This is a genomic window from Candidatus Cloacimonadota bacterium, from assembly GCA_028706475.1.
Lineage (GTDB): Bacteria > Cloacimonadota > Cloacimonadia > Cloacimonadales > Cloacimonadaceae > UBA5456.
Genome location: JAQWBI010000013.1, coordinates 16,455 through 30,802, shown reverse-complemented (window position 1 = coordinate 30,802; position 14,348 = coordinate 16,455). Strand labels below are relative to the sequence as shown.

General features: G+C 46.5%; 13 protein-coding genes. 8 read left to right on the top strand and 5 right to left on the bottom strand.

Annotated elements, in window-relative coordinates; all coding sequences use genetic code 11:
- Positions 1-4 precede the first annotated feature (4 nt).
- Together PHF32_04010 and PHF32_04005 are read right to left on the bottom strand one after the other, a co-directional pair.
- Positions 5-520, bottom strand: a complete 516-nt coding sequence (locus tag PHF32_04010; protein MDD4559892.1) for a ferritin — start codon at positions 518-520, stop codon at positions 5-7.
- The gene (locus tag PHF32_04005) at positions 517-1,713 is read right to left on the bottom strand and encodes a flavodoxin domain-containing protein (protein MDD4559891.1); all 1,197 of its coding nucleotides are present in this window, start codon (positions 1,711-1,713) and stop codon (positions 517-519) included. The genes PHF32_04010 and PHF32_04005 overlap by 4 nt, the downstream gene beginning before the upstream one ends.
- Before the next feature lie 326 nt (positions 1,714-2,039).
- Between PHF32_04005 and PHF32_04000 the strand changes: the two genes are divergently transcribed.
- Positions 2,040-2,372, top strand: coding sequence for a TfoX/Sxy family protein (locus PHF32_04000; protein ID MDD4559890.1), 333 nt, complete (start codon positions 2,040-2,042; stop codon positions 2,370-2,372).
- A gap of 36 nt (positions 2,373-2,408) precedes the next feature.
- On the opposite strand, the gene mutM is transcribed toward PHF32_04000, so the two are convergent.
- Positions 2,409-3,215 carry a bifunctional DNA-formamidopyrimidine glycosylase/DNA-(apurinic or apyrimidinic site) lyase gene (mutM, locus tag PHF32_03995; GenBank protein ID MDD4559889.1) on the bottom strand — a complete coding sequence of 269 codons (807 nt, stop codon included), beginning with the start codon at positions 3,213-3,215 and terminating at the stop codon, positions 2,409-2,411.
- A 15-nt stretch (positions 3,216-3,230) separates the two neighbouring features.
- Complete coding sequence (locus PHF32_03990; protein MDD4559888.1) at positions 3,231-3,869, bottom strand: thioredoxin family protein; 639 nt, start codon at positions 3,867-3,869, stop codon at positions 3,231-3,233.
- 870 nt (positions 3,870-4,739) lie between these two features.
- Here PHF32_03990 and PHF32_03985 point away from each other — a divergent pair.
- The 7 genes from PHF32_03985 to PHF32_03955 all read left to right on the top strand — a co-directional run bounded on the left by PHF32_03985 (position 4,740) and on the right by PHF32_03955 (position 11,343).
- Positions 4,740-5,297 (top strand): hypothetical protein, encoded by a 558-nt coding sequence (locus PHF32_03985; protein MDD4559887.1) that lies wholly within the window; start codon positions 4,740-4,742, stop codon positions 5,295-5,297.
- On the top strand, positions 5,278-6,102 hold the full coding sequence (panB, locus tag PHF32_03980; GenBank protein MDD4559886.1) for a 3-methyl-2-oxobutanoate hydroxymethyltransferase: 825 nt from the start codon (positions 5,278-5,280) through the stop codon (positions 6,100-6,102). The genes PHF32_03985 and panB overlap by 20 nt, the downstream gene beginning before the upstream one ends.
- 16 nt (positions 6,103-6,118) lie before the next feature.
- Positions 6,119-6,733: a hypothetical protein gene (locus PHF32_03975; GenBank protein ID MDD4559885.1), complete on the top strand. Its 615-nt coding sequence runs from the start codon at positions 6,119-6,121 to the stop codon at positions 6,731-6,733.
- A gap of 5 nt (positions 6,734-6,738) precedes the next feature.
- The gene (locus PHF32_03970) at positions 6,739-8,301 is read left to right on the top strand and encodes a bifunctional response regulator/alkaline phosphatase family protein (protein MDD4559884.1); all 1,563 of its coding nucleotides are present in this window, start codon (positions 6,739-6,741) and stop codon (positions 8,299-8,301) included.
- Positions 8,302-8,309: 8 nt separating this feature from the next.
- The gene (locus tag PHF32_03965) at positions 8,310-9,212 is read left to right on the top strand and encodes a PTS sugar transporter subunit IIA (protein MDD4559883.1); all 903 of its coding nucleotides are present in this window, start codon (positions 8,310-8,312) and stop codon (positions 9,210-9,212) included.
- 6 nt (positions 9,213-9,218) lie between these two features.
- A complete protein-coding gene (locus tag PHF32_03960) occupies positions 9,219-10,499 on the top strand; it encodes an ArsB/NhaD family transporter (GenBank protein MDD4559882.1) in 1,281 nt (426 codons plus the stop codon).
- 139 nt (positions 10,500-10,638) lie between these two features.
- Complete coding sequence (locus PHF32_03955; protein MDD4559881.1) at positions 10,639-11,343, top strand: hypothetical protein; 705 nt, start codon at positions 10,639-10,641, stop codon at positions 11,341-11,343.
- Here the strand turns inward: PHF32_03955 and polA are convergent.
- On the bottom strand, positions 11,340-14,099 hold the full coding sequence (gene polA / locus PHF32_03950) for a DNA polymerase I (protein ID MDD4559880.1): 2,760 nt from the start codon (positions 14,097-14,099) through the stop codon (positions 11,340-11,342). The two genes, PHF32_03955 and polA, sit on opposite strands and share 4 nt — an antisense overlap.
- Positions 14,100-14,348: the final 249 nt, after the last annotated feature.

The following is a 14,348-nucleotide window of genomic DNA, read 5'->3' as shown; positions in this document are numbered from 1 at the left end:
TATCTTAGTTTTGTGCTTCGTTTACCGGGATATAGACACGTTGTGCCAGATCACGATCTATCATCATGATGCCATGTACATTATCTCCTACCATTTTTAGCATGTTTACTATTTTGTCCACCGAAGCTTCTTCTTCCACCTGCTCGTCGATATACCACTGCAGAAAGCTTCGAGTAGCGTGATCGTTGTCTTTAATCGCCAAATCCATCAGCTCATTGATGCTTTTGGAGATGAATTTCTCGTGCTCCAAAGCCATCTGAAATGCCTTAAGAGGGTTATCAAATTCATGAGTCGGCTCTGCGATTGCTTTCAGCTTCACTCTTCCGCCACGTTCTACCAGATAGTTGAAGAACTTCATGGCATGAAAGCGTTCTTCTTTGCCCTGAGCGTCCATCCAATTTGCCATGCCGTCCAGATTTTGGTCTGCAAACCATGCTTGCATAGAGATATACAAGTATTCCGAATATAGCTCACGGTTAATTTGTTCATTTATGGCATTTACCATTTTGTTGCTAATCATTGTTCCTCCAGTTTTGTTTTTATGCTTTGTTCCAATTTATGCTTTATACTTTCCAAGTCCTCTTTAGATGGGATGTACTGATGTTTGATAGGTTCCAGCATCTCAAACCCGCATTCCTTGGGATCACCCAGTAGTTGATGCAGGATGGGTATGCTTTGGCCGCCCCAACCGTAAGAACCAAAGGCAAGGCCGATGCGATCTTTGGGCGAAAGTCCTTTCAGATAATACAGGAATGCCGCCACTGTGGGCAGGATGGATGAATTCAATGTGGGTGAACCCACTGCGATGAATTTGGCATCGATGACATCAGTCATGATATCCGAAATATGGTTATGTTGCAAAGAGAGCAGTTTGGCTTTTATGCCCAGGTTTTCGAAGCTCTCGTGAATCGCCTCTGCCATCATCTGAGTAGATTTCCACATACTGTCGTAGATCACCAACCCGCGATGCTTATCGGACACATTATAAGCCCAATCCTTGTAGCCTGAAACAATCTGCTCGATATTCTCCTCCGTCCAGATCACACCATGACTGGGGCAGATCATCTTTATCTTCAGTGGCGCTGCCAGATCCAATACCTTTTGTACCTGTTTGGAATACGGCAGCACGATATTGGCATAATACTTCTTGGCTTCTTCCATCACTATGCCTATGGGTAGTTCGTTTGCGAACCTTTCGGATGAAGCTATGTGCTGTCCAAATGCATCATTTGAAAACAGGATTTCTTCCTCGGGACAGTATGTTACCTGATTATCCGGCCAATGTACCATCGGTGTAGTAATAAAGCTAAGCGTGCGCTTCCCGATGCTGATGCTGTCTCCAGTCTTTATCTCGCAAAAATTCCAATCCTGCTTGTAGTGAAGCTTTAGCCCCTTGATGCCGTTTGCATTGGTATAGATCTTGGCGTTGGGAATCAATTTTTGGAGCATGGGCAGACCGCTGGAATGATCCATCTCCACATGGTTTTGGATTACCACATCGATCTTGGCGGGATCTACCACATCCTTGATGCGGGCGATCATCTCATCGTATAGATAGTACTTTACATTGTCTATCAAAGTGATCTTTTCATCCATGATCAGGTATGCATTGTAGGTAGAACCCCTCTGAGTAAGGTATCCGTGAAAACTCCTCAGATCCCAATCCACTCCGCCTACCCAATAGATACTTTCCTGCAGTTTTATCGCTTTCATCCGTACTCTCCCGTAATAATAATGTTAACTGTTGGCAAACACAATATCTGATCCCCAAAATCTGGGGCAATACCTATATTATAGTGTGGATGAACTCAAAATCAAACGGTAATTTTCGCTTGAAGAAGATATCATACATCTGCCATCTGTACGATCATCCCGGAGCTTTTTTAGCTCATAATAATATTGTTACATCTCATCATAGAACTTCCTAACGCCACGATCTATTAACAATCTGAAGCACCCAAAAAAAGATAATCCTTGACCATTCTTACTACTCGTGCAGGCATATACCTAAATAATCTAAAGCAAGGAGTTCATAACACATGGCCAGCACCGCAGAAACAATGGAATACATTCTGGAGCGCCTTCAGGCACTACCCGGCGTGTACAGCCGCAAGATGTTTGGGGAATATGCTTTTTATTATATGGACAAAGTGATCGCCATGCTTTGTGACGATCAGTTGTTCGTAAAACCCACAATTGCCGGCAAGGCTTACCTTGGCAATCCGGAATACGCTCCGCCCTACTCCGGAGCAAAGGACTATTTCCTGATCCCCGAAGATATGTGGGATGACTCCATCTCCCTTTGCGAGCTGTTCCGTATATCCGAACCCGAGATCAAAAAGCCCGCCAGGAAAAAGCCAAAATCCACATAGAAGCAGAAGATACTACCTGCCGGTTTTATGGAATAACTATTTCTGGCACACGGGGCAGTAGAAGCTGGAGCGCCCTCCCAGTCGTATGTTTTCCAGCCTGTGTCCTTTGGGGCATTCCTTCTTTTGATACACTTGCAGATAGTTCTGAAATTCCCCCGTCTTATCATCAATCCGCCGATAATCCGAAATGCTGGTTCCTCCCACTTTCAGTGCCTCTTCCAAGACCGCCTTCCCGTGTTTGACCACCAGCTTCAGCTCCTTCTTTGTGATGGACTTCCCGGAGCGTTGGGGTCTCACCCTGGCCATATACAATAGCTCGCATACATAGATGTTTCCCAGACCCGCGACTAGTCGCTGATCCAGGAGCAGGTTTTTGATGGGTGCATTGCGCTCTGCCAGCATCATTTGCAGATAATCTGCACTAAAATCGTCAGATAGTGGTTCTACTCCCAGTTCGGGCATAAAGTATCTTAAATTTGTGCTTTTGATCAGGCTTATCTTGCCAAAGGTCCGCGGATCGATGAAGCGTATAACATCCCCGCCCTGAAGCAGTATGCGCGCCCGTTCGTGCTTGTGTGGCTGATGGGCGTTAGTATCGTACACCAGTTTTCCTGTCATCCGCAGATGCACAATCGCCGTAGTACCGTTATCCAGATTTAGCAACATATACTTACCTCTACGGATCGCGGAACTTAGAATTGCAGGGAAAGGATCGGCTCCCAGATCCGGATCCAGAATTACTGTACCCGGATAGTAGCATTCCAAGCCTGTGATTGTACGATCCTTCAATACAGATATCAGTCCGTCCAAAACGGTTTGTACTTCTGGCAATTCCGGCATCATGCACCTTCCATAATCTTACAGAGACTCTTTGATCTTTGCCACTATCATATGTTCCGGAGCTGCACCTTCCTGAAACCATTTCTCATTGATCAAAGTGCGGGGGACACCTTGAACATTGTATTTCTGAGCCAAGTGTGGAAATTCCGATATCTCCACCATATCCGCCTTTACCTTGTCACTGTAAAATGCCATCTGATGCGCCAGGATAACTGCTTTGGGACAATAGGGACATGTGGGCGTTACAAATACCTGCATGTGTACAGGCTTGGCCAGATTGTCCAAAAAGCTCCGTGTATCGTTGTTTAGCTTTGTAATACCAGTGGATACCATCAGGATCGCCGAGAGCAGCGATGAAAATTCATATCCCGCCGGGATGCCATAAAACCTGATCCCGTAATCCTTTTCTCCCATCACTGCGATCGCAGGGATCTTGTCCACATCGTACTTCTCTACCGCTTCTTTGTCGCTTTCAAACTGATGCACTTCAAGATTCAATAAGGGATTGGCAGAGCAAAGCTCTTCCAGTAATTGATGCGTCTCCTGGCAGTGTGCGCACTCAAAGGCTTGAGTAAAAAGCACCAAGCGCACTTCATTCTTCATATTTTGCAAAGCTTTCTTCACTTCGTCTATTACTTTATCATTGAGAATCGGCATTATATCCTCCTGTGGATTTATTAAATTACGATTAACAATATAATGAACCTTCGCCACATGGCAAATCTTTCCTGTATGCTCCATATATAGTTAGCACTATTGGTGCTTATGCCACCTGTTTTCAGAGATATGGGGATAAAAATGGAGGATTCCGCAGCTCCGAACTATAGCGGAGGATTCCGCTCCTCCGAGAATGAAAGAGACGTTGCATCGAAATGCTACAATACGGTATGGGTGCAGATTTCACTGACACTTAAATAGTTGAATCTGCGTGATCTGCGTTATATGCGTTCGATCACTCCAATATGCATCAAGCAGTGCCGAAGCCGATATAAAGCCGTTATCATGCAGTGTTCACTCGATGATCACCCGATGATATCTGCTTCATATCAAGACGAAGGAAAGACTATAATGAGGATTGCAGACTTCCGGATTTTGTGTCGCCCATGAAGGGCTCCGATGGTGGTTATATCACCCATTTCGAGGGGCTTTGCTATCGCTACGCACCCTCGCTGTGATCTGTCTCGCCCCTGACGGGGCTTGATCGCCGTCTCGCCATCAGCAGAGAGTAAAGCGAGTATTCAACTGCAGCACCGATCAACCACGAATGTTTAGTGGGGCTTCCGGGGTCCTCGCGCAAATGCGAAGTTTTCGTGGGGCGCTTCAACAGTGAAGCGAAGCGGAACATTCAGCGAAAAAGACATGCCGAGGCACGTGGACTAGCGTAGCTTTCCGTTCCTCCGGAAGCGTGCATCGGAATGATGCGATACGGTATAGATAACTCTTTACAAACAGTGTAAAACGCTTATATTGTATAGAAAACAGCACATCACCCAAAGAAAAAGGTTGACTAAGCCTTTGGAGGCAAAATTGTGTCCTTATAAGAGCATATTTATAGAAGTGACATCTCATGCCAGGTCGCTTGCAGGCACGCGAACCATGTATTCGCGATTGATTTTTATTCTTTTCTTTACCATCCTGATAGTCAACATCTCTGCTGAAGTACAGACAGAGGATTATCTTATGGTAAAGAATTGGGATTTGCCTGAGGATGCAGTTTTGCTTTCGGAATTGCATACCCAGGACAATCTCTTGTACCAGAATGATGTACCCTTTTCAGGCTGGACTTATGAACTGTATCCCGAAGGCAGTCTGCAAAGGGCCGTGGAATACAAAACCGGCTTGCAGAACGGATTGAACCTGTTGTGGTATCCGGACGGTAGCCCGCAAATGAGTGCGAACTATCGCAATGGAGTATTACATGGCCGTTTTGTAGGTTGGTATCTAAACGGCAAAGTGATTTATGACATGTTTATAAACAGAGGAACATATGCCTCAGACAACCTGGAGAGCAGAGATAATCTCCGGCAGGAAGAGGTGGAAATATATGAAAGAGAAGGTAATACCGATGACAGCACCGGCGAATAAGACTAATAGCGCACAAAGCTTTGCTCTTATGAAACAGAAGCATCAGAAGATCACGATGATCACTGCCTACAATTTTGCCGAAGGCCGTGTAGTTGCAGCTACCGATATCGACGTGATCCTGGTAGGCGATTCCCTGGGGATGGTGGTATTGGGTTATGACAGCACTCTGAAAGTGACGATGGAGGACATGATCTCGCATAGTGCGGCGGTTCGCAGAGGAGCGCCGGATAAATATATCATCGTGGATATGCCATACATGAGCTATCATCTGGATTCCCGTGAGACCCGGTTAAACGCATCCCGTTTGGTGCGTGACGGTGAAGCCAATGCAGTGAAGCTGGAAGGCGGATATACATCGCGTCTGAATGCCATCAGGGAAATCGTGGACATGGAAATCCCCGTATGTGCCCACATCGGACTCACTCCCCAATCCGTGCTGAAATTTGGTGGATTCAAGGTTCAGGGCAAGAGCGAAAGGGCTCACGAAGAGATCTTCAGGCAAGCTAAAGCCGTGGAAGAAGCAGGAGCCTTTATGCTGGTACTGGAGGGAATCCCCGAGCTTTTGGGCAAAGAGATCAGCGAATCACTGCATATCCCCACCATCGGCATTGGAGCAGGAAGATATTGTGACGGCCAGGTCTTGGTCTATCACGACATGCTGGGTTACAGCACAATGCAGGCGAAATTTGTAAGACAATATGCAAACTTGAATAAAAGCATTCCCGAAGCCATTATGGACTACAGCCGGGAAGTGCGGGAAGGGCTATTCCCCGCCCGCGAACACAGCTACTATCCCATAGATTAAGTGTGAGGAAAACGACATGGCAAACGAAAGAACAGAAAATATGAGTCCCGACGAGAAATTTACAGCAATCGCGAATCTTAAAGAGAAATTGGAAGACAACTTTGTAGCTCTGGGCGAGCTATTGAGTGAGATAAAGCGCAGCAAACTATATCGCTTCAAGGGTTATGACAGCTTCAAGGACTTTGTGGAAGCGGAATATCAGCTTTCCGGGTCTCTGGCGGGAAAATTGGCCTCAACCTTCGACCTCTATGTGGAAGAGATGGATGTGGACGAGGTAAGCGTGAAAGAGATAGGTTTTGAGCGCTTGCAACTGATCAAACCAATGGTACAAAAAGCTAATTGGGACGAGCGGGAACTCTGGATGCAGAAGGCTGTAGAGACACCTACAAATGAGCTTCGCAGCGAGATTAAAGAGCTGAAGAAGAAAGATAAAGAGGACGACTCGGACCTCAAAAAAGTGTTTATAGATCAATATCTGGAGAAGATGACAACATGGTTCAATTGCTCTAAAAGTGAGCTGAATTTCAAGCTCGCTCTTTACTTTCAGGAGAGTGACCTGGAAGCCGTAAAGAAATTGGTGAAAGAGCGCCAACGCGCTTTTGAACAGGAAATCCAAACGAACAAGGAGTAAGCTGCATGAAATTGATGAAAATACTCTGGGTCGATGATGAGATCGATCTTTTGAAACCATTCGTGCTCTTTTTGGAAGAGCGGAATTATACAGTAGATACCTGCAACAACGGGGCAGACGCCATCGAGCAAGTAGTGGAAAACAAATATGACCTCGTGATATTGGATGAGATGATGCCCGGTCTGGACGGTCTGGCTACGCTGCAGGAGATAAAACGCATCAACAATGCTCTGCCCATCGTGATGGTAACCAAGAGCGAGGAAGAGGGTTTGATGAACAAAGCCATCGCCTCGCAGATCTCGGATTATCTGATCAAGCCCATCAATCCCTCTCAGATCATCATGGCAATAAAGAAGATATTCCAAGCCGATGAAATAAGGGCAAATGAGATAGGTCAGCAATACTCGCAATATATGGCAAAGCTGAATCAGCGTCTGTTCTCCAATCCCGATTGGAATGAATGGGGCGAGATATATCGCGAGATGGCACAGTGGGAATTGCGTATTGATGAGGTGAACGATGATGGACTGCGTCAGACCCACTTTCTGGAAAAGCGTAATTGCAATTCTGAATTCACCAGTTATGTAGAACGCAACTACAAAGACTGGCTAAGGACTGATGAGCGTCCCAACCTTAGTTTTGACCTTATATCGCAGTATGTGGCACCTCACTTTGAGTCCAATGTGCCGATCTACTTTATAATCATCGACTGCATGCGCCTGGATCAGTATATGGCGATTCAGCCTTATGTTCAGGAGCTTTTTGAGGAAGAGCTGGATCTGTATTTCTCAATCTTGCCCACTGCTACGCCATACTCCCGAAACTCCATCTTCAGCGGACTCCTTCCCATCGATATTGCCAAGCGCTTCCCAGAATACTGGGTAAACTCGTCGGAGATGGACAACAGCCGCAATCGCAATGAACATCAACTGCTGAACGAGCATATCACAGAACTGGGTTATCAGATGGATCCCAGCTCCAAATATGTGAAGATATTCAACATGGATGAAGGTAATTTCGTGTTGCGCAAGATTGAAACCTGGAGCAAAGAGAACCTGATAGTTCTGGTTTACAACTTCCTGGATCTCTTGGCGCATCACCGTTCCCGCGACCAAATCCTGCAGGAAGCCATACCTCATGAAGAAGGCCTCAGAGCTTTCACCAAACACTGGTTCCTGCATTCATCGCTATATGAAGCCTTGAAACTGATCGCCAAACAAGACGCCATCGTAATCATCTCCACAGATCACGGTTCCATCAAAGTGAATCGCGCCACCCAGGTGATAGGCGATAAAGATACTTCAGTAACCGTTCGTTACAAAGAAGGTAAGAACCTCACTGCTAATGATCGGCACGCTCTCTTTGTGAAGAAACCTGCCGATTATGGCTTGCCTTCAAAGAGCATTGTGGACAACTTTATCTTTGCCAAGGATGATTACTATTTCGTGTATCCCAATAGCTATCACCAGTATCAACGCCAATACAACGGTACTTTCCAGCATGGTGGTGTCTCTATGGAAGAGATGATCCTGCCCATCGTGACCTGCCGCAGTAAAAAGAAAAGATAGGAGGGAATATGTATCTCTCAAATTTCTTGGATACAAGGACAATTCTGCATGAGAGTCAGATTCTTTCCAGAGAACAGATATATCGCATGCTGGTAGAACGTATATCCAAGTACAACCAACTACCTGTCTGCGGTGATAAATTAATCGAGCTGATTATGAAGCGGGACGAACAGAGTAGCACTGCTTATCCCACAGGAATCGCCATCCCCCACATCCGGATGGATGGTTTTCATGACACCGTGATTGGCATGGCTTTTCTGCAGAATCCGCTAATTTATGAGGAAACAAAGGTACATTGGGTCTGCCTCATCATCTCGGATAAAAGCTCGTCTAACCTGTATCTGAACATCGTGGCAAACCTCTTGAATATCTCCAAAGACACTCAGAAAATGGATAACCTGATGAATGCTCATGATGCTGCACAGGTGCTTCATTTCTTCAAAGACCCCGAGATTGTTTTGAAAAAAGAGGTTACACTATCCGATATCATGGTTACAGATATGGTAACAGTACACCCAAAAGCTCTATTGAGCGAATTGAGCGACGCTCTGTGCAGCCGTAACCTATCCTACGTTCCCGTAGTAGATGAAAACAATATCTATATTGGGGAAGTCAGCATATTGAACCTCCTTAAGGTAGGTGTACCGAATTATCTGATGATGCTGGACGATGTAAGCTTCCTGAGGTCATACGAGCCCCTGGAAAAGTTGTTTGAACAGGAAGACATCCTATGCGTTAAAGATGTGATGATACCGGATGGTCGGCATCTCAGCCCAGATACCTCCATCCCCGAAGCAGTATTTGAGATGATTCACAATAAAAAACGCTTCTATTCTGTTGTAGATGAAGAGGGCAAGCTGCAGGGGGTGGTAACTGCCATGGACATCTTTAGAAAAGTAATCAAGGCCTAAAACAAAATGACTCTAATGCTTATCGCTCTAGCCATTTTCGCCATCACATACGTCTTGATTATCACAGAATGGATCAACAAGATGCTGGCCGCACTGATGGGCGGTTTTGCAATAATACTTACTGGTATCGTGCATCAGGAGATTGCCTTTGCCGCCATCGACTGGAACGTTATCTTCTTCCTGATTGGGATGATGCTGGTGATATCTGTGATGCGCCAGACGGGACTCTTTATGTATATGGCCATCCGCATCGCCAAGATAGCAAAAGGCAGACCACTGTCCATCCTGATTCTGATGTATCTGCTTACTACCTTCATCTCTGCTTTCATGGGTAGCGTAACCACCATCATGATCCTGGTACCAATCGTGCTTTTGATCGCCAGTGAACTGAAAATAAGCCCCATTCCCTTCATTATTACCATGGTGATTGGGTCAAATGCCGGTGGCGCTGCCACAATGATCGGAGACCCGCCCAACATCCTGATCGGCTCTGCTACGGACTACAACTTCATGGATTTTCTGCTCAATCTCACACCACCGGTTCTTATAATCACAATATTCTCCGTGGGATTGATCTGGCTACTGTATCGCAAAGGCATGCAAGTTACCAATGAAGACCGCGCCAAACTATTGAGTTACAACGAAAAGAACCTGATTAAGAGTAAGCCCCTGCTGCGGATTAGCCTGATCGTGCTTGTCCTGATGCTTACAGCTTTTGCCCTGCAAGGAGTATTACATATTGAGACCGCCACCATTGCCATGAGCGCAGGACTCTTTTTACTGGTGATTTCTGACCGCAAGAAGGTAGAACACATCCTTTCCGACGATGTGGATTGGGTAACCATCTTCTTCTTTATGGGACTGTTTATGATCGTGGAATCTTTGGTGGAGACTGGCTTTATCAATATGATAGCGGAAGGAGTGATGATGATCAGCAAAGGAGAACCCCGCTCCACATCGATGCTGATTCTGTGGATCTCCGGGGTCTTCAGTGCGTTTATCGACAACGTACCGTTTGTGGCAGCCATGATCCCGGTGCTGGAACGTTTGGGCATCCTGATAGGAAAACCCGAAGTGATGCATCCCATCTGGTGGTCTTTGGCACTGGGCACTTGCCTGGGGGGAAACGGTACACTCATCGGTGCTTCAGCGAACATCGTGGCGGCGGGCATTGCCAATCGCAACGGCTTTCACATCAGCTTCAAAGAATTCACCAAAATCGGAGTTATCTTTACTTCAAGCTCCATAATCCTGAGTACCTTATACATACTGCTGAGGTATTATTAACAGCTGAATCTGACCGCAGGATCGGTCTGAGCCACAGCCTTATATCCTGCTAACTGGCATAGCCTTCAAAAAAAGCTTGCCAAAAGTAGCATAATTTGTTTTTAGGTTATTATATAATCCATATGAGGACGGATATCAAATGAAACGGCTTGCAATATGCATTCTGGCATTATTTACGCTATTTGGATGCGTGCATTATGAAGAAGAGCTCTGGCTGCATCGAGACGGCTCAGGCAAGGCAAAGCTATGCTTGATCAACCGCTCACCCTATGAGAACACGGAAGAGATTTTGCGCAAGGCAGATCTTCCGGGCATCAGCCTTGTAAGCTACGATGTAAGTCGTCAGGGTCAGAACGTGATATATGATATTGTCTTCAAATTCCAAGACATAGAATCCTTCAACAATGTAAATGACCAGTTGGGCGCTGCAGATTTTTGGGGCAAGATTACTCTAAACAAAGAGCCGGGGCGGCGCATCACTTTCAAGCGCAGAATTGCTCTGGGCAGCCAGGATAATGATGATGAATTGGAAAGCTTCTTCACCCAGATGTCGGGAGAAGGGCTTACCTGGACTTATAAACTGAACGTTCCCTGGGAGATAGTGGATACCAATGCCCTGCCGGAAAACGTGGATGTGAAAGGCAAAAGCATCTTGTGGAAATACGATACTGCTCAGATGTGGAATTCTCACGAGTTTATGACTGCGGAGTTTCGTAAGGAACTGCCGTGGTTCGTTTTTGTGATTGGCTTTATAGGGCTTTTCCTGATTGTGTTTGTGATCTTTTGGCTATTCAAAATCAGCCGTAAATCACATCTGTTGGAGCGTCTGAAACACCAATCCTAATGCGCTTCAAACCAGTTTTTGCCCACTCCGGTGTCAACCGCCAGCCTTACGATCTTACGATAATCTGAAGGCATAGCGTCCTCCATCTCTTTCTGTACCAAGCTGATAGCCTCTTCCACATAGTCTTTGCGCACCTCAAAGACCAGCTCATCGTGAACCTGCATAATCATCTTTATGCGCTCATCATCCCGTATTGTAGCATGGATACTTAGCATCGCTCGTTTGATGATATCGGCGGCGCTTCCCTGGATGGGCATATTTACCGCCACCCGTTCTGCTTCGCTTCGGATACCCTGGTTTTTACTGTAGATTCCAGGGAGAGCCAACACTCTGCCAAAGAGCGTACGCACTTGTCCTTCGGCCTTGGCTTGAGCAATGCAAGCCGCCCGGTACTCCCGTATTGAAGGAAATTGGGCAAAATATCTCTCTATCATTGCTTTTGCCTCGGCCGCGCTGATGCTGAGTTCACTGGCCAGCTTCCTCTGTCCCATACCGTACAAGAGGCCAAAATTGATGGTTTTTGCTGCCCGGCGCTGCTCGGAACTCACCGCATCTACGGATATTCCGCCTATCTGTGCAGCGGTCTGGCGATGGATATCTACATTGTCCCTGAAAGCCTGTAACAGCATTTGGTCTCCGGACATCAATGCCAAAAGGCGAAGCTCTATCTGAGAGTAATCCGCCGCCAGGATCACGCTGGAATCGTCCCCTGCAACAAAGGCTTTGCGTATCTCTCTACCGATCTTGGTCCTTACCGGGATGTTCTGCAGATTAGGGTTGGTGGAAGACAATCTCCCGGTGGAGGCCACGCACTGATTGAAGGAGGAATGAATGCGGCCGGAATTGGGATTCACCAGCTTTGGCAACGTACTTACATAGGTGCTTTCCAACTTCACCAGCTGCCTGTATTCGATGATCTTGCCTGCGATCTCATATTCTTCCGAGAGTGCTTCCAATACGCTGTTGTCGGTAGAATATCCGCTTTTGGTCTTCTTCTTTGCAGGCAGCCCCAAATCTTCAAACAAGAGTTTTGCCAACTGTTGCGTGCTATTCAGGTTAAATTCGTAACCCGCTGCTTCATAAAGCTCCTCGCTGAGGCTCTTGATCTGCTCATTCAGATGGTGCGAGATGTCTGCCAGGATCCTCTCATCGATGCTTACACCATTATCTTCCATCTTCATCAGTACGGGCAAGAGCGGTATATCCATCTGATAAAACACATCGCGGGCAGGGCTTTTTGCAATGCGATCCTTATAGATTTCATACAGCCGAAAAGCCGCCCAAGCATCTTCCGCAGAATAAAAACATGCATCATGTTGAGACACAAGATCAAAGCTGATCTGCTTTTTGCCACTACCAATCAAAGCCGAGATCGGCAACATGGTATAATTCAGTTCCTGTTTCGCACATTCATCCAAAGAAAAGCTGAAACTACCGGCATCTAGGATGTATGCGGCAATCATGGTATCGAAGTATTTCATGGGTATTTGCCAGCCATATCGCGTCAGCACCATGAAGTCATACTTGAGATTGTGTCCTATTATCTCTTTGCCTTTCAGCGCTTTGTGCAGTGCTTCCAAGCTCTCCTTCAAGGGTAGATTATCCTCCATCTGATGTCCCAGAGGCAGGTAATATGCCCGCTCCGGCCGCGTACAAAGCGAAATCCCCACCAGATTCGCCTCCCTGGCATCCAGAGAATCCGTCTCCGTATCCAGGCTGACTACTGCGACTCCGGAGATCTCTTTTAGCACACTGTCCAGATCGTTCACAGTTACTAATTGCACTTCGAAGGGAGCTTTGGAACCTGCCTCAATCTCAGGAGCAAGCGAATCCGGAACCGGGTTGGTAAAGATGTCGGCCTGCTCTTCTTTGATGCTTTGTACAGGTTCATTGGCATGGATGCGCGCTTCTATCTTCTTCTGTAAACTGCTAATCTCGTAGCGTTTCAATAGCGGCAAGGATTCGGAAAGCCGGGCAGCATCAAAAGAGAGTTCTTCCGCCCGAGGTATTTCCAACTTGGCATCCCGTACTATCCGTGCCAAATGCTGCGAGAGGTAGGCATTGTCTTTGTTCTCTTCCAATTTCTGGCGATACTTCGGCTCTACCTTGTCCAAATCCGCATAGATCGCATCCAGACTCTCATGCTGCTGCAAAAGCTTAGTGGCAGCCACAGGTCCTATGCCTCGTACCCCCGGGATGTTGTCAGAGCTATCCCCTACCAGGGCCAAATAATCCACAAATTGATCCGGTCGTACGCCATATTTTTCGAGCACCGCTGCTGCATCCATTATGTGGTCTTTCATGGGATCATACATCACCCCCGCTTCATCCACCAATTGGCAATAATCCTTGTCGCTGGTTACGTACACAATGTCAAATCGATCCCGAAAATGCGTTCCAAGAGTGCCCAAAGCATCATCTGCCTCATAGCCGTCTGCTCCGATCTGCGGCACTTTGATGAGGCGGAAGAACTCAATTACCGGCTCTATCTGACTCTGCAGATCATCCGGCATCGGGGGGCGGTTTGCCTTGTAATCTTTGTAGTCCTGATGTCGAAAAGTAGCTGCTTTACGGTCAAACGCTATTGCCACATAGGCGGCATCCATCTTGTCCACAAGGGTGATGAAGGAATTCAATACACCAAAGATGGCAGAGGTGTTCTCCTGTTTGCTGTTTATCAGCGGATTGCGGATGAAAGCAAAGTAGGCGCGATACAATAGCGCCGTACCGTCGATAAGATACAGTTTATCTTTCATTTTGTCCCACCATCTTTTTGTTACTCAGTGCTTTGCCATGGGCAGTTATGCTCTGCTCAAGGCTGAATATCCTTCAGCTTTTGTAAAGGAAAATCTTCCCTACGCACCAAAAAGACGCTAGTATAGTATGCTGATCTTCAGATGATAAAGTTATGTCGAAGCTGATATAATCGAGTTCTTGTCGAGTGAACACTAGATGATAACGGTTTTATCTTGATCAACAAAGGAGAGTCCAAGGAGGGAGGAAAG